This window comes from Avibacterium volantium (assembly GCF_049366555.1).
GTDB classification, from domain to species: domain Bacteria; phylum Pseudomonadota; class Gammaproteobacteria; order Enterobacterales; family Pasteurellaceae; genus Avibacterium; species Avibacterium volantium_A.
Genome location: NZ_JBMMGT010000030.1, coordinates 1 through 21,941 on the forward strand (window position 1 = coordinate 1; position 21,941 = coordinate 21,941).

21 protein-coding genes and 1 pseudogene are annotated in these 21,941 nt (G+C 41.1%); 11 read left to right on the forward strand and 11 right to left on the reverse strand.

Translation table 11 applies throughout. The features are described from left to right. Both ACLS0A_RS09365 and prfC read right to left on the reverse strand, forming a co-directional pair. Positions 1-232: pseudogene (locus ACLS0A_RS09365) on the reverse strand (lipopolysaccharide kinase InaA family protein); the annotation flags it as partial. Between the two features lie 111 nt (positions 233-343). Beyond that, entirely contained in the window at positions 344-1,933 is a 1,590-nt protein-coding gene (gene prfC / locus ACLS0A_RS09370; RefSeq protein WP_416083259.1) for a peptide chain release factor 3, read from the reverse strand. Positions 1,934-2,120: 187 nt separating this feature from the next. Here prfC and ACLS0A_RS09375 point away from each other — a divergent pair, with 187 nt between their 5' ends. The 4 genes from ACLS0A_RS09375 (at position 2,121) to ACLS0A_RS09390 (ending at position 6,313) form a co-directional block, all read left to right on the forward strand. Next, on the forward strand, positions 2,121-2,981 hold the full coding sequence (locus tag ACLS0A_RS09375; RefSeq protein ID WP_416083260.1) for a phosphoribosylaminoimidazolesuccinocarboxamide synthase: 861 nt from the start codon (positions 2,121-2,123) through the stop codon (positions 2,979-2,981). Positions 2,982-3,064: 83 nt separating this feature from the next. Beyond that, positions 3,065-3,904, forward strand: a complete 840-nt coding sequence (locus tag ACLS0A_RS09380; RefSeq protein ID WP_416083261.1) for an SDR family oxidoreductase — start codon at positions 3,065-3,067, stop codon at positions 3,902-3,904. A 91-nt stretch (positions 3,905-3,995) separates the two neighbouring features. Further along, positions 3,996-5,336, forward strand: a complete 1,341-nt coding sequence (gene argG / locus ACLS0A_RS09385) for an argininosuccinate synthase (protein WP_115249357.1) — start codon at positions 3,996-3,998, stop codon at positions 5,334-5,336. A 101-nt stretch (positions 5,337-5,437) separates the two neighbouring features. Next, positions 5,438-6,313, forward strand: a complete 876-nt coding sequence (locus ACLS0A_RS09390; protein ID WP_416083262.1) for a VirK/YbjX family protein — start codon at positions 5,438-5,440, stop codon at positions 6,311-6,313. A 48-nt stretch (positions 6,314-6,361) separates the two neighbouring features. Here ACLS0A_RS09390 and ACLS0A_RS09395 read toward each other — a convergent pair whose 3' ends face one another. The 4 genes from ACLS0A_RS09395 to ACLS0A_RS09410 all read right to left on the reverse strand — a co-directional run bounded on the left by ACLS0A_RS09395 (position 6,362) and on the right by ACLS0A_RS09410 (position 10,521). Continuing rightward, entirely contained in the window at positions 6,362-6,829 is a 468-nt protein-coding gene (locus ACLS0A_RS09395) for an Lrp/AsnC family transcriptional regulator (protein ID WP_103853147.1), read from the reverse strand. A 139-nt stretch (positions 6,830-6,968) separates the two neighbouring features. Then, entirely contained in the window at positions 6,969-8,492 is a 1,524-nt protein-coding gene (locus ACLS0A_RS09400) for a YfcC family protein (protein ID WP_416083263.1), read from the reverse strand. Positions 8,493-8,567: 75 nt separating this feature from the next. Further along, positions 8,568-9,497 (reverse strand): carbamate kinase, encoded by a 930-nt coding sequence (gene arcC, locus ACLS0A_RS09405; RefSeq protein WP_416083264.1) that lies wholly within the window; start codon positions 9,495-9,497, stop codon positions 8,568-8,570. 19 nt (positions 9,498-9,516) lie between these two features. Further along, a complete protein-coding gene (locus ACLS0A_RS09410) occupies positions 9,517-10,521 on the reverse strand; it encodes an ornithine carbamoyltransferase (RefSeq protein WP_103855764.1) in 1,005 nt (334 codons plus the stop codon). A gap of 327 nt (positions 10,522-10,848) precedes the next feature. On the opposite strand from ACLS0A_RS09410, the gene cmk reads away from it, so the two are divergent. The 7 genes from cmk (at position 10,849) to yciH (ending at position 16,225) form a co-directional block, all read left to right on the forward strand. Continuing rightward, positions 10,849-11,526 (forward strand): (d)CMP kinase, encoded by a 678-nt coding sequence (gene cmk / locus ACLS0A_RS09415; protein WP_416083265.1) that lies wholly within the window; start codon positions 10,849-10,851, stop codon positions 11,524-11,526. Between the two features lie 110 nt (positions 11,527-11,636). After that, a complete protein-coding gene (rpsA, locus tag ACLS0A_RS09420) occupies positions 11,637-13,280 on the forward strand; it encodes a 30S ribosomal protein S1 (RefSeq protein WP_416083266.1) in 1,644 nt (547 codons plus the stop codon). Positions 13,281-13,347: 67 nt separating this feature from the next. Continuing rightward, a complete protein-coding gene (locus tag ACLS0A_RS09425; protein ID WP_416083267.1) occupies positions 13,348-13,632 on the forward strand; it encodes an integration host factor subunit beta in 285 nt (94 codons plus the stop codon). Between the two features lie 68 nt (positions 13,633-13,700). Continuing rightward, positions 13,701-13,997, forward strand: a complete 297-nt coding sequence (locus ACLS0A_RS09430) for a LapA family protein (RefSeq protein ID WP_103853140.1) — start codon at positions 13,701-13,703, stop codon at positions 13,995-13,997. Next, positions 13,997-15,187, forward strand: coding sequence for a lipopolysaccharide assembly protein LapB (gene lapB, locus ACLS0A_RS09435; protein WP_416083268.1), 1,191 nt, complete (start codon positions 13,997-13,999; stop codon positions 15,185-15,187). Before ACLS0A_RS09430 ends, lapB begins: the two co-directional genes overlap by 1 nt. A 17-nt stretch (positions 15,188-15,204) precedes the next feature. Then, positions 15,205-15,900, forward strand: coding sequence for an orotidine-5'-phosphate decarboxylase (gene pyrF / locus ACLS0A_RS09440; protein WP_103853138.1), 696 nt, complete (start codon positions 15,205-15,207; stop codon positions 15,898-15,900). A gap of 1 nt (position 15,901) precedes the next feature. Beyond that, positions 15,902-16,225, forward strand: coding sequence for a stress response translation initiation inhibitor YciH (gene yciH, locus ACLS0A_RS09445; RefSeq protein ID WP_416083269.1), 324 nt, complete (start codon positions 15,902-15,904; stop codon positions 16,223-16,225). An 86-nt stretch (positions 16,226-16,311) separates the two neighbouring features. Here the strand turns inward: yciH and ACLS0A_RS09450 are convergent, their stop codons facing one another. The 5 genes from ACLS0A_RS09450 to ACLS0A_RS09470 form a co-directional block, all read right to left on the reverse strand. Then, on the reverse strand, positions 16,312-17,259 hold the full coding sequence (locus tag ACLS0A_RS09450; protein ID WP_416083270.1) for a ribose-phosphate pyrophosphokinase: 948 nt from the start codon (positions 17,257-17,259) through the stop codon (positions 16,312-16,314). A gap of 51 nt (positions 17,260-17,310) precedes the next feature. After that, on the reverse strand, positions 17,311-18,204 hold the full coding sequence (gene ispE / locus ACLS0A_RS09455) for a 4-(cytidine 5'-diphospho)-2-C-methyl-D-erythritol kinase (protein ID WP_416083271.1): 894 nt from the start codon (positions 18,202-18,204) through the stop codon (positions 17,311-17,313). Then, entirely contained in the window at positions 18,204-18,833 is a 630-nt protein-coding gene (gene lolB, locus ACLS0A_RS09460) for a lipoprotein insertase outer membrane protein LolB (RefSeq protein WP_416083272.1), read from the reverse strand. Before lolB ends, ispE begins: the two co-directional genes overlap by 1 nt. A gap of 241 nt (positions 18,834-19,074) precedes the next feature. Beyond that, complete coding sequence (gene rnb, locus ACLS0A_RS09465) at positions 19,075-21,054, reverse strand: exoribonuclease II (RefSeq protein ID WP_416083273.1); 1,980 nt, start codon at positions 21,052-21,054, stop codon at positions 19,075-19,077. 69 nt (positions 21,055-21,123) lie between these two features. Beyond that, positions 21,124-21,912, reverse strand: a complete 789-nt coding sequence (locus ACLS0A_RS09470; protein ID WP_035685113.1) for an SDR family oxidoreductase — start codon at positions 21,910-21,912, stop codon at positions 21,124-21,126. Positions 21,913-21,941: the final 29 nt, after the last annotated feature.

Consider the following 21,941-nt stretch of genomic DNA (forward strand, 5'->3'; position numbering starts at 1 on the left):
CCCAATCCTGTTCTGTAAATTTTATTGCTAGCTTATTTACTTCTTTATTAAAAGAGCGGTGTAATCTGGCGAGATTTTTGGCTTTCCAGTTATCGTCTGATTTTTCGGTGCATTTGTCAAAATCAATCAGCCAGTATTTTTGTTCTGGCGTGGAGAAATGTTGGACTAAAATATTATGGGCGTTAAGGTCGGTGTGGCAGATTTGTCGGTTGTGTAAGTAGGGAATTAATTTGCTATGCTAGGCTATATTTTTCAAAAATGCTCTGCTCCTGAAGTATCAAGAGCAGAACAAATTGTAGTGTATTTAGAAAAATGGGCATTGCACCCATTTTGATTTCTTACATTAATGCTCTCTTGTTTTAAAGAACGCGACATCAGGATAACGCTCTTGGGCAAGATTGAGATTGACCATTGTTGGCGCAATATAAGTGAGATTATCCCCCCCATCTAGCGCAAGATTTTGTTCATTTTTGCGTTTAAATTCTTCAAATTTCTTGGCATCATCACATTCCACCCAACGTGCCGTGGCAACATTGACGGTTTCATAAATGGCTTCAACGTTATATTCGGATTTTAAGCGTGATACCACCACATCAAATTGCAGCACCCCAACCGCACCAACAATTAAATCATTATTGGTTAATGGGCGGAAAACTTGCACCGCCCCTTCTTCCGAAAGCTGAACTAAACCTTTCAGTAGTTGTTTTTGTTTGAGCGGATCTTTCAGACGAATACGGCGGAATAGCTCAGGGGCGAAGTTTGGAATGCCCGTGAATTTCAGTTCTTCCCCTTGTGTGAACGTATCGCCAATTTGGATCGTGCCGTGATTATGCAAACCGATAATATCGCCCGCATAGGCTTCTTCGGCGTGGGTGCGGTCGCCTGCCATAAAGGTCAGAGCATCAGAAATCACCACATCTTTGCCGATACGAACGTGGCGGAGCTTCATTCCTTTTTCATATTTGCCCGAAACCACACGCATAAAGGCGACGCGGTCGCGGTGTTTTGGATCCATATTGGCTTGAATTTTAAACACAAAGCCCGTGAGTTTTTCTTCGCTACTTTCAACCAAACGGGTATCCGCTTGGCGAGCTTGCGGTGCAGGTGCCCATTCGGTTAAGCCGTCAAGGAAATGATCCACCCCAAAATTGCCTAATGCCGTACCGAAGAAAACAGGGGTTAGCTCGCCGCTCAAAAAGAGGGATAAATCAAATTCGTTCGATGCCCCTTTGACTAGCTCTAATTCCTCACGCAGTTGCTGGGCTAAATCCGCGCCTACGGCAGCATCTAGCTCAGGATTATCCAAGCCTTTAACGATGCGAACCTCTTGAATGGTATGCCCTTGTCCAGTCTGGTAAAGATAGGTTTCGTCTTTGTATAAATGATAAACGCCTTTGAAAAGCTTTCCGCAACCAATTGGCCAAGTGATAGGCGCACAATGGATATTTAATACGCTTTCCACTTCGTCCAACAATTCCATTGGATCGCGAATATCGCGGTCTAACTTATTCATAAAGGTGAGAATTGGCGTGTCGCGCAGACGGGTAACTTCCATCAATTTAATGGTTCGTTCCTCAACCCCTTTTGCGCTGTCAATGACCATTAAGCAGCTATCTACCGCGGTTAAAGTACGGTAGGTATCTTCCGAGAAATCCTCGTGCCCTGGCGTGTCGAGCAAATTCACCAAGCATTCGTTATAAGGAAATTGCATTACGGAGGTGGTGATGGAAATTCCCCGTTGTTTTTCCATTTCCATCCAGTCGGATTTCGCGTGCTGGGCTGAGCCTTTTCCTTTTACTGAGCCTGCTTTTTGAATGGCATTTCCGTAAAGCAACACTTTTTCCGTAATGGTGGTTTTACCCGCATCGGGGTGAGAAATAATCGCAAAGGTTCTGCGCTTATTAACTTGTTGTGGATAATCGTTCAAAGACATTGTTCTCTAAGTATATCGTCAAAAAATGGGCTCTATTTTCCCTGATATTTAGCCTATTCTCAATCTTTTATTTTGTCTTTGCGCGATTTTTCCCTGAATGAAAAAAATTAAGCAATCGTTTGCGTAAATAAGGCAAAAGTGCGGTACAATAGACGGCAGTTTTTTCACAAAGCAACAGAGGCTGAAAATGAGCGAATTAAGTTTGAAAAAAATCTATTCGGGAAAAGTGCGAGATCTCTATGAGATCGATGAGAAACGAATGCTAATGGTGGCAACGGACAGGCTATCGGCATTTGATGTCATTTTAACCGATCCCATTCCTCGCAAAGGGGAAATCTTGACCCAAATTTCCAATTTTTGGTTTAACAAATTGGCACACATTATGCCGAACCACCTAACAGGGGAAAGCCTGTATGACGTGTTGCCGAAAGCGGAAGCGGATTTAGTTAAAGATCGTGCGGTGGTGTGCAAACGCTTAACACCGATTAAAATTGAATCTATCGTGCGTGGCTATCTTACAGGAAGTGGCCTAAAAGATTATTTACAAACAGGCACAATTTGTGGCTTGGAATTACCAAAAGGCTTGCAAGAAGCGAGCAAATTACCTGAACCCATTTTTACTCCGTCAAGTAAAGAAGAAGTGGGCAATCACGACATTAATATCAGTTATGCAGAATGTGAACGATTAATTGGCGCAGAACTGGCAGCCCAAGTGAAAGAAAAAGCGCTCGCCCTTTACAAAGCGGCGGCAGAATATGCGCTGACTAAAGGCATCATTATTTGTGATACCAAGTTTGAATTTGGTTTAGATGAAAACGGCACGCTCACCTTAATGGACGAAGTGCTAACACCAGATTCTAGCCGTTTCTGGTCGGTGGATACTTACCAAGAGGGTATCAATCCGCCTTCTTTTGATAAACAATTTATCCGCGATTGGCTGGAAAACAGTGGCTGGAATAAAGAACCCCCAGCGCCAAAAGTTCCCGCAGATGTCATTCAAAAAACCGTGGATAAATACCAAGAAGCGTTGGATTTATTGACGAAATAATTAATCTGCAAGCAAATTATTTTTAAGTGCGGTGCTTTTTCGGCTAGAATTGGGTCGCACGATAATTTGATAATTGAGGTAATATGCGATCTGTTGCAATCGTTGGATTAGGTTGGTTGGGGTTGCCCCTTGCGCGCCATTTAAAACATTTAGGCTGGACGGTGAAAGGCACGAAACGCACGTATGATGAAGTGGAGCAAATGCGTTTAATGCGATTTGAAACCTATCATTTGTTGCTTGAGCCTGAAATTAATGCTGATCCTGATGATTTATCGGCGCTGTTGGCGGTGGACAGCCTTGTCATCAACATTCCGCCAAGTCAATATTTCTTCAATGTGCAGGATTATGTGCAGGGCATTAAAAATCTGGTGAATGAAGCGTTAAATCACGGCGTTCAGCATTTTATTTTTATTAGCTCTAGTTCTGTTTTTCCGATGCAAAATGGGCATTTTGATGAAACCCAGATCCCGCAACCAGACAGTGAAATCGGGCAGGGCTTGCTGGAAATTGAACAATGGTTGGCGGCATTGCCGAATGTGGATTGTGATATTATCCGTTTTGCTGGACTGGTTGGAGCAGATCGTCATCCTGTCTATTCATTGGCAAATAAACAAGCAGTGCAGCAGGGCAACACGCCAGTGAATTTGGTGCATATTGATGATTGCGCGCGCGCCATTCAGCTTTTGCTTGAAACGTCAAGCGGACAGCGGTTGTATCATCTTTCTGCGCCCCATCACCCACCGAAAGCACAATATTACGGGCAAATGGCGGAAAAATTGGGGTTAATTGCACCGCACTTTGTATGTTCTTCTGATGATCCTAAGCGGATTATTGAAGGTAATAAAATTTGCCAAGAGCTGGATTTTGTTTATCAATATCCCGATCCAGATTTGATGATCCCAACGCAAGAGAAATCTCTTTAATATCGCATAGACTTTAAAGGCAATTTCATTGATAATAAGCCGATTTAAAATCACGCAAACGATAACTTAAATAAAACCATAAGGTATTACTATGTCAAACACGATTTTACAAAGCCTTCCAGTAGGGCAAAAAGTTGGAATTGCCTTTTCAGGCGGATTAGATACCAGTGCAGCATTGCTTTGGATGCGTCAAAATGGCGCAATTCCTTATGCATATACAGCAAATTTAGGCCAGCCTGATGAAGAAGATTACAACGCGATTCCACGCAAAGCGATGGAATACGGTGCGGAAAACGCACGTTTAATCGACTGCCGCAGCCAGCTTGCGCACGAGGGGATTGCTGCAATCCAATGTGGTGCATTCCATATTTCTACCGGTGGCGCAACCTACTTCAATACCACGCCATTAGGCCGTGCGGTAACAGGCACAATGCTGGTTTCTGCAATGAAAGAAGATGATGTAAATATCTGGGGCGATGGTAGTACTTTCAAAGGCAACGATATTGAACGTTTTTATCGTTATGGCTTATTAACCAATCCAAATTTAAAAATTTACAAACCTTGGTTAGATAACCGTTTTATTGAAGAGCTTGGTGGCCGCCACGAAATGTCAGAGTTTTTGATCGCCAATGGTTTTGAATACAAAATGTCAGTGGAAAAAGCCTACTCAACAGATTCCAATATGCTTGGCGCAACCCACGAAGCGAAAGATTTAGAATTATTAAGCCGTGGCATTCGCATTGTAAACCCCATTATGGGCGTGCCATTCTGGCGTGAAGACGTAGAAATCAAACCTGAAGAAGTGACCGTTCGCTTTGAAGAAGGCGTGCCAGTGGCGTTAAATGGCAAATCATTTAGCGATTTAGTGGAACTCTTCCTTGAGGCTAACCGCATTGGTGGTCGCCACGGTTTAGGTATGTCAGATCAAATCGAAAACCGCATTATCGAAGCGAAATCGCGTGGTATTTATGAAGCGCCGGGAATGGCATTATTACATATTGCTTACGAGCGTTTACTCAGTGCAATCCACAACGAAGACACCATTGAACAATATCGCATTAACGGCTTACGTTTAGGGCGTTTATTGTATCAAGGCCGTTGGTTCGATCCGCAAGCGTTAATGTTGCGTGAAACCGCTCAGCGCTGGGTGGCTCGTGCGATCACTGGGGAAGTTACCCTTGAGTTACGCCGCGGGAACGATTATTCCATCTTAAACACTTCATCAGCGAACAGCACTTATCACCCAGAGCGTTTGAGTATGGAAAAAATTGAAAATGCGCCATTCGATCCATTAGATCGTATCGGTCAATTAACAATGCGTAACTTAGATATTGTGGATACTCGTGATAAATTAGGCATTTACACCCAAACTGGGTTACTCAGCATTTCAAAAGAATCTTTCTTACCGCAATTAAGCCATAAGAAAGATTAATTAAAATCTTGTGAAAATTTGACCGCACTTTTATTACATTGAAAGTGCGGTCATTTTTTATTAAAATTTCCGCCTTATTTTGGCTTTTTATCGGTGTTTTTATGTCCAGCTTGTTTTCTTTTCCTTCTTTTGCTCAACTTTATCCTTATGAAAAACGAGTGTTAAAGCGTACAAGAGAGAAATTGCGTTATTTCGCAAGAACATTTTTATATGCCAAGCAATGTCGAACATTCACTGTCTTTTTAAATGAAAAGCCATTATGGGCAGAATTTTTTAACCAAAATTTATACCGCACTAATGCCTTGCTTTATGCTTATTGCGATAAATCTTTTAATGCACAACAACGATTAGAGAGCATTAAGCAACATTTCTTGCTGGCAGAAGAAAAGTTAGGCGAAACATTTTGCCAGCAACTTGTTGAGCAAAAAACGTTACTATTATCACAATTAACAGAAAAATTATCTTTAAATCTCAATCTTAATCAAATTGATCCTTTGGAAGGTTTTTTCTCACTGAATATTTATGATCAAGAGAATCAGCGCAGTGTTTACGATGCGTCTTTTACTTTTTTATCGCCAAATCAAATATTGATTGCTTCTATTCAAGGCCCGAAAGGGGAAAACGCGCAGGATATTGTTCGCCTTGCAACAAAAGAATTATATGGTTTGCGTCCAATGTTTATGCTGGTGAATGCTTTTAAAGCATTGGCGAAACAGCTGAATTGTGATTTAGTGGCGATTTCTCATAAGCGCCAAGCCAAATTTCGTTGGAATGATTCTAAACGTTTGATTTTCAACTATGACGAATTTTGGCAAGAAAACAATGGAAAGCTGAATACACAGGGTTATTGGGCGTTACCGTTAGAGATTGAGCGTAAGCCTTTGGAAGAAATTCAGAGTAAAAAGCGTTCTATGTATCGTAAGCGCTATGAAATGTTGGATAAACTGGAAACCGATTTAAGCGCAGTATTTAACTAAAAATAAGTCCAAAAGTTACCGCACTTTTGGGTTTTGTTTTTTCGGAAATTAGAGTGGAAGTTCGGTGGTGTTTTTGACGGTTTTTAGGGCGATTTCAGATTTGATATTTTTAATGCCAATTTCTTTGGTGAGATAACGCATTTTGATGGAATGAAATTCTTCAAGGTCGGAAACAAATAATTTTAGAATAAAATCATAATCTCCTGCCATTAGATGACATTCTGCAATCTGGGGCAAGGATTTCATTTCAAACATAAAGCGTTCGCGGACTTTGAGATCCTCTTCAAAAAATGAACCTAGCACATAAATCACCAGATTGCAGTTAAGTTTTTGCGGATTAAGCAAGGCGACATAATTATCAATCACGCCACTTTGCTCTAAAATATTAACTCGGCGTAAACAAGCGGAATTAGATAATCCCACTTCTTTGGCTAACTCGTTATTTTGCAAGCGTCCATTGCGTTGTAATGCTCTTAAAATGCGAGTATCGATATTATCAAACACTTTCTTAGCCATACGTTATCCTTGTGTAGCTTTGTGCACGATCGATTATAACAAGATAATCTGGGTAAAACTGTGATCTAGGTTATTGTTTGGGAGATTCTTTGTAAAAAAGCACTTGCGTACAATTTGCTTGTACGCAAGTGTATAGACGTTAGGTGTAAAGTGAAACTTGCACAACGAGTAAGATTGAACCTATCACTAGCAAGCATCCAATCATTGGCATCACAAAACGCACCCATTTGTTAAATGGAATGTTGAGCATTTGCAGAGTAACTAGAACAAGTCCTGTTGGTGCAAGGAATAACATTGCGTATTGCCCCCAGTTGTAGGCAGATACAATGATGTGTCTTGGAATGCCCACGGTGTCTGCAAGTGGTGCCATAATTGGCATTGCAAGCACAGCCAAACCAGATGAAGACGGCACAATCAAACCAAGGAAGATGAAAATCACAAGTTGCGCCAAAATAAACACACTACCCGGTACACCAGAAACCAGTTCTGATGCGTAGGCAAGAATGGTGTCGGAAATCATTCCTTCATCAAGTACAAGATTTACCCCACGCGCTAAACCGATGATAAGAGAAACGCCCACAAGTTCTGATGCCCCTTCAGTAAAGGCATTGACGATTTCTTTTTCTTTCAGTTTAGAGATAAACATAATGATAATTGTGATGGTAAGGAAAGAAGCCGCCATTTGTGGGAACCACCAGCCTCCGAACATCACTCCCCAAACCATAATTGGAAACGCGATGCAGAACAGCATTAAAATGATTTTTCTGCGCGTGGTGAATTCAATGATCTGGGTTGTATCAATGTTTTTCATATATTTTTGGACAAATTCTTCGCGATCTTCATAGGTGTAAGATGCAGTTGGATCGGCTTTTACTTTTTTGCAGTACCAGTAAAGATAAGCGATAACACAAATTGAGCCGAGAATTAATCCTGCAAATCGCCAAGTAATCCCTTCTGTAAATGGAATACCTGCAGCATTGGAAGCGATCACCACAGAGAATGGATTAATGGTGGAAAATGCCGTTCCCATTGATGCAGCAAGAAAAATTGCCCCTACGCAAACTATTGCATCATAGCCCAAAGCAAGAAATACGGGAACGAGAATAGGATAGAAAGCAACTGCTTCTTCTTCAATACCGCAAGTTGTACCGCCAATAACCATTAGCACAGATACGCAGAAAACAATTAAAAATTCATTGCCTTTGGTGCGATTGGCCAGTGCGGTTAGCCCCGCATTAAAAGAGCCTGTGCGGTTAATCACCCCGATCATTCCCCCTAAGACGAAGATAAAGACCATAATATCTGCGGCATCAATCGTACCTTGCACCATACTGATAGCAATATCTTGCAGTGTTTTAGGATTTTGTTGAACACGTTGATAAGTTCCTGGAATGGCAATCGGTTTTTTGATTGTGCCTTCGGTGAAGTTTGATAATTCAATTTTAATATTCAAATTATCAAGGGATTCTTTGGTGGCTGGTAAAACGGTATCTTCTTGCTGATAAGTTTTTACCACAAAGACATTATTTGCCGAATTATAAGTGAGCTTGGAATAAGAACCGGCTGGAATAATCCAAGTGAGCGCTACAGCAATAATTAAAATGACAAATAAAATTGAAAATGCTGATGGAAAGTTAAAGGTCTTTTTATGTGCGTTTTCCATAATATACTCCTTTATATACAGCAAGTTATGGTAAGAATACGCTTTATACTGAGATAAAGCGTATTCATTGCTCACCTAATAATAGGTGATGTCTTTGGCTTTTGTTGTAATACGCGTACCCGCTTTACCTTTCACAATGTCCACAATATCAGAAAGTGAACCTATCACAGCATCTTTACCCGTATGTTTAACAAAATTCACCGCTGCTTGCACTTTTGGCCCCATTGAACCAGAAGGGAATGGCATTTCTTCGATCACATTTGGTGGCGCAGTGGCAATAGCTTGCTGATTTTCTTTGCCCCAATTTAGATATACCGCAGAAACATCGGTAGCGATGATAAAGAGATCCGCATCTAAATTCTCGGCTAATAAAGCCGAACAGAGATCTTTATCGATTACGGCTTCAACCCCACAAAGATTATGTTGCTCATCATAGTAGGTTGGAATACCACCGCCGCCTGCACAGATAACAATACTGCCTTTTTCAAGTAACCATTGAACAGGACGAATTTCAAAAATCCGTTTTGGCAATGGACTTGGTACAACGCGACGATATTTATCGCCATCTTGGGCAATTGACCACCCTTTTTCTTTGGCTAATTTATCCGCTTCTTCTTTGGTATAAACTGGCCCAATTGGTTTTGTTGGATTTTGGAACGCAGGATCATTTTTATCCACTTCAACCTGAGAAAGTAAGGTAGCAAAAGGCACTTCAAATGGCACAAGATTACCTAATTCTTGTTGAATCATATAACCGATCATTCCCACTGATTCCGCACCCAGTACATCAAGTGGATAAGTTGGCACGTCTTTGTAAGCTGCTCCTTGCAAGGCTAATAAGCCGACCTGTGGGCCATTACCGTGGGCAATGACCAATTCATTATTAGGCCAAATCTTGGCAATTTGTTCGCACGCAATTCTCACATTTTGCCGTTGATTTTCAGCGGTTAATGGTTCACCGCGGCGGAGTAGGGCGTTACCCCCTAATGCAATCACTATTCGCATAATATGCTCCTTTTATTCGCTAGGTTAAACTCGCATAAAGCACCGCCTTAATGGTGTGCATACGGTTTTCAGCTTGTTCAAAAGCAATATTCATTGGCGATTCAAACACGTCTTCTGTTACTTCAATACCATTTGCTAATTCAGGATAGGTTTCAGCAATTTGACGTCCTACTTTGGTTTCACTGTTATGGAAAGCAGGTAAGCAGTGCATAAATTTCACTCTTGGATTGCCAGTGCGTTTCATTAATTCTGGGGTAACTTGGTAAGGTAAAAGCAACTTAATACGTTCGCCCCAGCTTTCTAATGGCTCACCCATAGAAACCCATACGTCAGTATGCACAAAATCCACATCTTTTACCGCAAGATCAATATCTTCCGTTACGGTAATACGAGCGCCACTTTCTTGGGCAAATTTTTCGCACATCGCCACTAATTCAGGTTCTGGTAAAAGTGATTTAGGGCTACAAATACGCACGTCCATACCTAATTTTGCGCCGATTAATAATAAAGAATTGCCGACATTATTGCGCCCATCACCAATATAAACATATTTAATTTGAGTGAGTGGTTTATCGCAATTTTCGATCATAGTGAGAACATCAGCGAGCATTTGGGTTGGGTGAAATTCATCGGTTAAACCATTAAACACTGGCACGCCAGCATATTCTGCCAGTTCTTCAACCACAGTTTGTTTGAAGCCACGATACTCAATGGCATCATACATTCGTCCGAGTACACGCGCGGTGTCTTTCATACTTTCTTTATGGCCAATTTGTGACGAAGTTGGATCTATGTAAGTAACATTTGCACCTTGGTCATAAGCAGCCACTTCAAATGCACAGCGAGTGCGTGTTGAGGTTTTCTCAAAAATTAAGGCAATATTTTTACCTTTTAATTTTTGTTGTTCTGTTCCAGCATATTTTGCTCGTTTCAAATCACGAGAAAGATCAAGCAAATAATTAATTTCACGTTCAGAGTGATTAACTAGACTAAGTAAATGTCTATTTTTAAGATTAAACGCCATAATATTTCTCCTTATATGATTGAGAGGAAAGAACTGCATAAAATTATGCAGTGGATACAACACCTTAAGTTGGTATGAATTATAAAAAGAGTGATTTCGAATAGGGTGCGTAATTTACTGTTTGAATGTAAATTTTTCGTACAAAATTCTAAAAAATAAGCAAAATTTATTATTTATTTTCAATAAAAAGCCAAAGGTTTATGTTGTATGGAAATAAAGCAAAAATTCCATAAAAAAGCACCGCACTTTATAAATCACAATGCGAAATGTAGGCAGCTGTGCTATCATTAACGCACTTATAAAAACACAATAAGAGAAAGAATAACTATGCAGAAAAATCTCGTGATCACCGTTGATGGGCCGAGTGGCGCAGGTAAAGGGACGCTATGTTATGCCTTAGCGCAAAAGCTAGGCTTTGCCTTGTTAGACAGCGGGGCGATTTATCGTGTTACCGCATTGGCGGCGTTAAAAAAGCAAGTGTCATTAGAGGATGAAGTGGCTTTAGCGAATTTAGCTCGTCATTTAGATGTCGAATTTTTACCTGAAGATAATGAAGTTAAAATTATTTTGGAAGAGGAAGATGTGAGCCGTCAAATTCGTACGCAAGAAGTGGCTGATGCCGCGTCTAAAGTAGCGGTATTCCCACAAGTTCGTGCTGCATTATTGCAATTACAGCAAAGTTTTGCTAACGAAAAAGGGCTTATTGCTGATGGGCGTGATATGGGAACGGTGGTTTTCCCTAATGCACAAGTAAAGTTATTTTTAGATGCTAGCGCAGAAGAAAGAGCGAAAAGACGCTATAAACAGTTGCAAACTAAAGGAATTAATGGTAACTTTGCACAGATTTTTGCCGAGATAGAAGAGCGTGATTTTCGCGATAGAAATCGCTCAATCGCCCCTTTAAAACCTGCTGAGGATGCGTTGTTATTGGACAGCACGGAATTAAGTATTGAGGAAGTGATTGCCCAAGCCTTGGATTACATCCGACAAAAGGTTGATTTTTAAGGCTTAAATTATTTTCGTTAGTTTATTCAAGGACGGATAAACATTTATTATCAGCCCCACTTTTTATGGATATAAAGTGGACGTTATTAACTAAATTTAGAAGATTAATTATGTCAGAATCTTTTGCTCAACTCTTTGAAGAATCATTAAAAGACCTTGAAACTCGTTTAGGTTCAATCGTTAACGGTACTGTTGTTGCTATTGAAAAAGGCTTCGTATATGTAGATGCAGGTTTAAAATCTGAAGCACGTATCCCAGCTGAAGAATTCCAAAATGCACAAGGTGAATTAGACGTTAAAGTTGGCGACGTGGTAAACGTTGCATTAGACGCTGTTGAAGATGGTTTCGGTGAAACTAAATTATCTCGTGAAAAAGCAGTACGTCACGAATCTTGGATCGAATTAGAGAAAGCTTACGAAGATCAAGCAACTGTTATCGGTTTAATCAACGGTAAAGTGAAAGGTGGTTTCACAGTTGAGTTAAACGGTGTTCGTGCATTCTTACCGGGTTCATTAGTGGATACTCGCCCTGTACGTGATGCGGATCACTTATTAGGTAAAGAATTAGAATTCAAAGTAATCAAATTAGATCAAAAACGTAACAACGTTGTTGTTTCTCGCCGTGCTGTAATTGAATCAGAAAACAGCCAAGATCGTGAAGAAATCTTAGCAAGCCTTGCAGAAGGCGCAGAAGTTAAAGGTACAGTTAAAAACTTAACTGACTACGGTGCGTTCGTTGATTTAGGTGGCGTTGATGGTTTATTACATATCACAGATATGGCTTGGAAACGTGTTAAACACCCAAGCGAAATCGTGAATGTAGGTGATGAAATCACAGTTAAAGTATTAAAATTTGATAAAGATCGTACTCGTGTTTCTTTAGGCTTAAAACAATTAGGTCAAGATCCTTGGGTTGCTATCGCAGAAAATCACCCAGTTGGCAGCAAATTGACTGGTAAAGTAACTAACTTAACAGATTACGGTTGTTTTGTTGAAATTTTAGAAGGCGTTGAAGGTTTAGTTCACGTTTCTGAAATGGATTGGACAAACAAAAACATTCACCCATCTAAAGTGGTTAGCTTAGGTGATACTGTTGAAGTGATGGTATTAGAAATCGATGAAGATCGTCGTCGTATTTCTTTAGGTTTAAAACAATGCAAACCTAATCCGTGGTTACAATTTGCTGAAACACACAACAAAGGCGATAAAGTTACTGGTAAAATCAAATCAATCACTGATTTCGGTATCTTCATCGGTCTTGAAGGTGGTATCGATGGCTTAGTTCACTTATCTGACATTTCTTGGAATGTACCTGGTGAAGAAGCAGTTCGTAACTACAAAAAAGGTGACGAAGTTTCTGCTGTAGTTCTACAAGTGGATTCAGCAAAAGAGCGTATCTCTTTAGGTATCAAACAACTTGAAGATGATCCATTCAATAACTTCATCGCAGCAAACAAAAAAGGCGCTATCGTAAGTGCTAAAGTTGTTGAAGCGGATGCAAAAGGTGCTAAAGTTGAATTAGACGGCAGTGTTGAAGGTTATATCCGTGCAGCTGACTTAACAAGCGAAGTTGTAGCAGGCGATGTTGTTGAAGCGAAATACACTGGTGTAGATCGTAAAGCGCGTTTAGTTCACTTATCAGTGAAAGCGAAAGATCAAGCTGAAGAAGCGGCAGCAGTTGCAAGCGTGAATAAAGAAGAAGTTGTTATTCCAAACGCAATGGCTGAAGCATTCAAAGCAGCAAAAGGTGAATAATTCAATTCACTTATAAAAGTTAGCGTGGGGAAACTCACGCTAACTTATTGATAGTTAGGAGAATATTATGACTAAATCAGAACTCATTGACACATTAGTTCAACAACATCCTTCTATTTCAGTTAAAGATGTAGAAAATGCAGTAAAAGAAATTTTAGAGCAAATTTCACAAACATTAGAAAATGGAGAGCGTGTTGAAGTTCGTGGTTTTGGCAGTTTTTCACTACATTTCCGTCAGCCTCGTGTAGGACGTAATCCTAAAACGGGTGCAAAAGTTGAATTAGACGCAAAATCTGTACCGCACTTTAAAGCAGGTAAAGATCTTAGAATGCGTGTAGATGCTCAAGCATAATAGTCAGCTAACTAAACGGCACCTTTTGTGTCGTTTTTTGTATTTATATAAATCTTTTGGAGTGCGTAATGATTAAGTATATTTTTGGTTTTATTATTTTACTCGCCGTTGTGCTAGTTGCTATCACCATTGGGGCGAATAATGATCAAGTCATTACCTTTAATTATATTGTTGCTCAAAGCGAATTACAGCTTTCCACGTTAGTGGCTATCTTATTTGGTTTTGGCTTGCTGTTAGGTTGGTTTATTACTGGCTTTTTCTATCTCAAATTAAAACTAAAAAATATGGGATTAGCACGCAAGGTAAAACGCCTTTCCGCACAAGTTACTGAATTAACATCAAGCCGAGATAAGGCTCCACAATAATGCTTGAACTGCTTTTTCTACTGCTTCCTATTGCCGCAGCGTATGGGTGGTATATGGGGCATCGTAGTGCGAAAAAGGATCAGGAAGAAATCACCAACAAATTATCCCGTGATTATGTAACGGGGGTGAATTTACTTCTTTCTAATCAGCAAGAAAAAGCAGTTGATTTGTTCTTGGATATTCTACAAAAACAAGAACAAGAGAATGAAATTGAACAAAGTTCACAATTTGAAGCCGAACTCACCTTAGGAAATTTATTCCGTTCCCGTGGCGAAGTGGATCGCGCATTACGAATTCACCAAGCTTTAGATCGTAGCCCTAATTATAGTTTTGAACAAAAACTGCTTGCCAAACAACAGCTTGCACGCGATTTTATGACCGTTGGCTTTTTCGATCGTGCCGAAGCGTTGTATATCCTTTTGGTTGATGAGCCAGATTTTGCGGAAAACGCATTACAGCAACTGGCCGTCATTTACCAAAAAATGAAAGAATGGAAAAAAGCCATTAATGTGGCGGAAAAACTCGCCAAAATTTCACCGCACTTTGATCCTATCCCCTTGGCACATTATTATTGTGAATATGCCCAAAGCCTTGATGCTGAGCAAAAAAAAATGGCTACGGCACTTTTACAGCGCGCTTTAACCGTTTATCCAAACTGTATCCGAGCGTCATTATTACTCGCACAAAATGAAATGTTGCAGTTGGATTATCAAAGTGCGGTAAAAAATTTAGAAAATATTTTGCAGCAAAACCCCGCTTACATTGGTGAAGCGCTGTCGGCTTTAAAATATTGCTATGAAGAATTACATCAGCAAGATAATTTTGAGCTTTTTCTCATTAAAGCGAGCCAAGTGTGCAAAAGCAGTGCCGTTGATCTTGCTTTAGCTGATTTTATTGCAGAAAAAGATGGTCTTGTAGCAGCGCAAGCAAAACTTTATCAACAGCTCAATCAAAACCCCACAACAATCGTTTTTCATCGCTTTATTCAATATCAAATTGAAAGTGCCGAAGCAGGACGCGGTAAAGAAAGCCTCGAGTTACTCTCAAAAATGGTGGGAGAGCGGATTAAACAAGGTTTTGATTATCGCTGTACGAATTGTGGTTATCAAACAAACAAACTTATTTGGTGCTGCCCTTCTTGTCGTCAATGGGAAAGCATCAAACCAACGCCAGATATTGAATATAACTAACCAACGAGGAAGAGAAAATGAGCAGTAAAGTGATTGTTGCCCTAGATTATGAAAAAGAAGAGCAGGCGCTTGCTTTGGTGGATCAACTTGACCCAAGCCAATGTCGCCTAAAAGTGGGAAAAGAAATGTTTACCACCCTAGGCACAAATTTTGTCAAACAGCTACACAGCCGTAATTTTGACGTTTTTCTTGATCTCAAATTTCACGATATTCCTAACACCGTAGCAAGAGCGGTGCGTTCTGCGGCAGATTTAGGCGTTTGGATGGTCGATTTACACGCCAGCGGCGGTTTACGAATGATGGAAGAAGCCAAAAATATTCTTGAGCCTTATGGCAAAGATGCACCGATTTTAATTGGCGTTACCGTGCTAACCAGTATGGAAGATCTTGATTTGCTACAAATTGGCATTAACGCGTCGCCAATGGAGCAAGTGATTCGTCTTGCCAATTTAACCCAAAGAGCAGGGCTTGACGGTGTGGTCTGTTCGCCACAGGAAGTAGAAATTTTACGCGCACATTGTGGCAAAGATTTCAAACTGATTACCCCAGGTATTCGCCCGATTGGTTCTGATTTCGGCGATCAACGCCGTGTAATGACGCCAGCAGCGGCAATTCAAGCGGGTTCTGATTATTTGGTTATCGGCCGCCCGATTACGCAAGCTGAAAATCCAGCAGAAGTGTTGCGTGCGATTAATGCGTCTATTGCGGGGTAATATGTCAGAAAGCACCTTAGTTTATTCCACCGAAACAGGCCGAATTAAAGCAGAAAAATCACAGCCTGAACGCCCTAAAGGTGATGGCATTGTCCGCATTGAGCGCCAAGTGAGCGGAAGAAAGGGCAGTGGTGTTAGCGTAATTAAAGGCTTAGATTATTTGCCCGATGATGAATTGAAAAAATTAGCCGCCGAATTGAAAAAACGCTGCGGCTGCGGTGGCTCGGTAAAAAATGGCTTGATTGAAATTCAAGGCGAAAAACGAGAGTTACTCAAACAATTATTAGAGCAAAAAGGTTTTATCGTGAAACTGTCTGGTGGTTAATGTTAATTAGTTGACGATTCTAGATTTTTCAGATAAAAAAGCTGATTACAATGCAATCAGCTTTTTGCTTTATCATTTTATAGCAATTAACTAAACATTGCAGAGATTGATTCTTCGTTACTGATACGACGAATCGCTTCGGCAAGCATACTTGAAAGTGTAAGCACACGCACTTTACCCAAGGCTTTGATTTCTGGGGTAAGTGGAATAGTGTCGGTTACCACGATTTCATCAAGGGCATCGCTGGCAAGATTTTTTGCCGCTGAGCCTGAGAATACGGCGTGAGTTGCATAAGCAAAAACGCGTCTTGCGCCACGCTCTTTTAAGGCTTCTGCCGCTTTGCATAGCGTTCCCCCTGTGTCGATCATATCATCAACGAGAATACAATCACGTCCAGCTACATCACCAATAATGTGCATAACTTGTGCAACATTCGCTTTTGGACGGCGTTTGTCAATGATTGCCATATCGGTATCGTTGAGTAATTTTGCCACTGCACGAGCGCGAACCACACCACCAATATCAGGTGAAACCACGATTGGATTTTCAAGATCGGTTTTCTTTAAAATATCGTGAATTAATACTGGCGAACCAAATACGTTATCCACAGGAACATCAAAGAAACCTTGAATTTGCTCAGCGTGAAGATCACAGGTTAAAACACGATCTACCCCTACGCTCGATAAGAAATCCGCCACCACTTTTGCGGTGATAGGTACACGTGCAGAGCGCACACGGCGATCTTGGCGAGCATAGCCGAAATAAGGGATTACCGCAGTGATACGGCCTGCTGATGCACGGCGTAAAGCATCAACCATCACAAGTAATTCCATTAGGTTGTCATTTGTTGGTGCGCAGGTTGATTGAATAATGAAAACATCGCTACCACGCACGTTTTCATTGATCTGCACTTGAATTTCGCCATCGCTAAAGCGTCCCACGGTGGCATCACCGAGTGAAAGGTATAAGCGTTCAGAAATTCGTTTTGCTAGTTCTGGCGTTGCATTACCAGCGAAAAGTTTTATGTCAGGCATTGTAAAATTAACCTCAGAATTTTAGATGGAAGAATGTGTAAAATATTGATCTCATTGGAATAAATGCTCCATCATTTGGTGTAATGGCGAAACATTTAGCCCTTTTGCAACAAAACCAAAACAGTCTTTTGGCTTATTTAGAAATACCGCTTGAGCAGATTGAGCATCGTCAAATTCTGCGAAAACACAAGCCCCTGTTCCCGTTAATCTTGCGGGTGCATATTGTAACAACCAGCCCAGCAGTTCTTCAACCTCTGGATAATGATCTCGCACAATTTTTTCGCAATCGTTTGTATAATTTTCAGCTAAAAGTTGTGAAAGAGGTTTTTTCGGGGTATTGCGTGGCAAATTGGGATCTTGAAAAATGCGTCCTGTTGAAATGGAAACGTTAGGTTTTAGCACCACATACCATTTTTCAGCAGGATTGCAATCGTGAATTTTTTCCCCCACGCCTTCGGCAAACGCGGCTTTGCCGTGAACAAAAATAGGCACGTCAGCGCCCAGCTGTAACCCTAACTGAGCCAACTCTTCAGGGGAACATTGCGTTTTCCACAAAGCATTAAGGGCAACAAGTGTGGTAGCCGCATTTGATGAGCCACCGCCAACGCCACCGCCCATAGGCAAGATTTTATCTAAATGGATATTTGCCCCAAGCTGGCAGCCCGTGCGCTGTTGGAGTAAACGCGCTGCGCGATAAATGAGGTTATCTTCTTGTTTTAAATGGGGAATTTGTGGGGAAAGCATAATTTGTGAATCGTCCCGCACGTCAATTTTCAGCCAATCGCCAAAATCTAAAAATTGGAACAAGGTTTGCAATTCGTGATAACCATTTTCCAAGCGCCCATTAATATAAAGAAACAGATTTAATTTTGCTGGGCTAGGAAAACGGTAGCGTCCATTTTTCGCTGGAACGGAAAGTGCGGTGGAAAAATGATAATTTTTCATTAGTATTTCCAATGATTTACGCGAATTTTCAGGGTTTGCGCGTCATTTTTTAGCAAAATATCCCGTGGTAGGGCAGGCGAGTGGTCTTGGTGATAATTCAAATAATCCACCGTCCATTGCTCACCATTGACGGCATAAGTAAAGTTGGCGAGCAAATGATTTTCGCCTACATTGTAATCCTGTTGATTATTTGGCTCACCTTTTAGCCAAGTGGCTAGCTGGGTGAGTGGTATATCCATTCCGATAATTTCGCGTAATAATGCTTGGGCATCTTTAGCGGAGCGTTGGCGTCCTTTTTCATCTGAAATGGTTAAACCTTGCGCGTGCATTTTAAAGGTGAGTTTGGAACTACTTAAGGCTGAAGAAAGCACCAGTGTATAGGCTTTCGGGTTTTGATATTGCCAATCAAAGGCGGTAGAAAAACGCTGTTTGGCGCTGATATAGCCAATTTGTCCTTCCGCTTGATAAACGCTAATTTGTTGAATTTGTTGTAAATGTTGCTGCCAAGTGCGGTCGTTTTTTTCTATATATTGCACATTGGTTGGACGGTCATCATCAATATCAAGGGCGCAGCCTGCTAGCAACAAGCTGATAAATAAAGGAATAAAAAGAGTTTTTAAGAATTTCATTGCGTTATACCGAGAAAATTTTGAACTATTGTAAGGGGTTAGGAGGGATTAGTAAAGGAATCCTATTCAAAGACAAAACAAAATCATTGAATGGAGCTAATTGCTTATTAATCTAATAAAATAGTTTTAGAGAGAGTTTGAGAGCAAGGGTATAGAAGAATTGACTGAACATTTTAGTTAAAAAATAGCCCCATCTTGAGAGTTGAGGCTATTTTGTTTGATATAGAGGGTGAGAAAACGTTTAAACCAAAACCTGTCCGATAATACTTCGTGTTTCCTCTTTTACTTCCGTGAGTTGCACTTGGATTTTATCGCCGATTTTATAGGCTTTTTCGCCTTTGATATAAAGGGCGATTTCGTCTGGGTTTACCTGCATTTCTTCCTTGTTATTGTGAATGGTGGAGGCGGGGATAAACATTGACGCGCCGTTTTCTAACAATAATACACGCAAGCCGCCACGCATAACATCTTGGATTTCTGCTTCAAATTGCAGGTTGTTTTCCACTTTGTCGGCTAAATAACGGCAGTATAGCCAGTCGGCAATATCTCGTTCAATTAAACGGTTTTGACGGCGTGCTTCTTGTAAGCGTTGCAGCAAATCGTCTGCTGGTCTGTGATATTGCTGAGTGGTCAGGCTCGCTTTGATTAAGCGATGATTAACCATATCCGAATATTTACGGATTGGTGATGTCCAAGTGGCGTAGCCTTGCAACCCTAAACCAAAGTGCGGAGCAAGATCCGCTTTAAATTCGGCAAAAGTGAGATAGCGGCGCAGGCGCAGTTCAAGATAATCCCCTTCAATGGGTTCAATATCGTGGCGCATACGGCAGTAGCCTTCGAGTGTGGCCAAGTTTTCGCTAGAATAACGAGCTTTAAGTTCTGCTTCATTTTCTTCATTGGCCAATTGTGAAAGAAGAAATTGCTGTGCAGCAGCAAGATTTTTTTGATCAAAACCGCTGTGCGTGTTGAAAATGCCACATTTTGCCGTTTCATTGAGATATTGTGCGGCACAAATATTAGCTAAGATCATTGATTCTTCCACGATTTGGTTCGCAATGCGGCGATATTCTGCCACAATTTCCGCTACTTTGCCGTTTTCCGCTAATTTAAAGCTGTAATCCGGTTTTTCTTTAAATAATAAAGAGTGGGTTTTACGCCATTGAATACGCGCAAGGGTGAATTGGTGGAGCAAATCAATTTGATTTTTCGTGGCTGGATCTTCTGGCTGCCACGCATTTTCTTGTTGTTCTAAATAATCTGAAACCTTGTTGTACGCCAATTTCGCCTTAGATTGTACATTGGCGGATTGGAAAACGGGTTTGTTACGAATATTGCCTTGTTGATCAATTTCAATGGTGCAAACCAACGCGGGGCGCACTTCATTCTCCATTAATGAACAAAGCTCATCAGAAAGCTCACGCGGCAACATTGGAATGTTGAAACCTGGTAGATAATTAGTAAAACAACGCTGCTTGGCTTCTTGTTCAATCAGTGAATTTTCATCAATGTAAGCGGTTGGATCGGCAATTGCCACCACTAATTTCCAGCCTACGGCTTGGCCATTTTCTTCCAAGATTTCGATATAAAGCGCATCGTCCATATCTTGCGTGCTTTCGCTGTCGATAGTCACGAAATGAAGTGCGGTCAAATTTTCACGAGTTTGTTGATCGAGCATTGTGTAACTTTCTTGCCCTTGAACAGGGTAGCGCGATTGCTGATGGCGCGCGAGGGTTACCCACCAAGGGGCAAATTCATCGTCTTTTTGGCAAATGAACTGTGTGATTTGAGCGAACAAAAAGCGATCATCACGCAGTGGGTGCGTTTTTAATTCTGCCACCACCCAATCGCCTTCTTGCAGATCTTCCGTTACCGTTTTGGCTTTATTTGCGCCAATGGGTTGATTGATCTGTGGGTGATCCACCAACACTTGCAATTTTTTGTCTTTATTGAACCGCACTTTGGCGATAAAACGGGTTAGCATCGGTTCAAGCAGTTCTTCTGGTTCAGCTTGTTCTTTGTCGCCAATGGTTTCAATGCGCGCTTTGATTTTATCGCCGTGCATCACTTTTTTCATTGCAGCAGGGGGAATGAAATAGCTTTTTTTCTCTGTTTCTAAAAAGCCGAATGCCTTGTCTGAACCGCGCACCACACCTTCAACCACAGGTTTGCTATCACGAATTTGCTGTTTTAATTGGGAAAGTAAGGGGTTATTTTGAAACATAATTATTTTTTCTTAATAAACGACAAAAGGCAGACGCATTGGTCTGCCTTATTTTGGTAAAAGTTAAAATTATTCCGCACCTAATTCGCTCATTGCGGTAATGCTGAAACCTGCATCAACGTGCAACACTTCGCCTGTTACCCCTGAAGCTAAATCAGAGCATAAGAACGCTGCTGAATTACCCACATCTTCAATGGTTACAGTACGACGTAATGGCGCAGTATTTTCAAAGGTTGCTAACATTTTCTTGAAGTTTTTAATGCCAGATGCGGCAAGTGTACGGATTGGGCCAGCTGAAATCGCGTTTACACGGATACCGTCTTTACCTAAATCTGCAGCCATTACACGAGTGCTGGCTTCAAGAGAGGCTTTCGCTAAACACATTACGTTATAGTTTGGAATCGCACGCTCCGCGCCTAAGTAGGTAAGTGTTACCAAGCCTGAGTTTGGATTAAGCATAGGGCGCGCCGCTTGTGCCATTGCCACGAAGCTGTATGCACTGATGTCGTGTGCAATGCGGAAACCTTCGCGCGTTGCGGCGTTTACATAATCGCCATCTAACTGATCACCTGGTGCGAACGCAATGGCGTGTACAAAGCCATCAAATTTTTCCCAATGTTTGCTTAATTCCGCAAAACAGTGAGTGATATTTTCATCGCTCGCCACATCAAGGGGCAGAATGATGTCTGAACCAAATTCTTTGGCAAATTCTTCTACGCGTGGTTTTAATTTATCGTTTAAATAAGTGAAAGCCAGCTCTGCACCTTCACGTTTCATTGCAGCCGCAATCCCATAAGCAATAGAGCGATTGCTTGCTAAACCTGTGATTAAAATACGTTTACCAGTTAAGAAACCCATTTTTTATTCCTATTTGTGATGAAAAAATT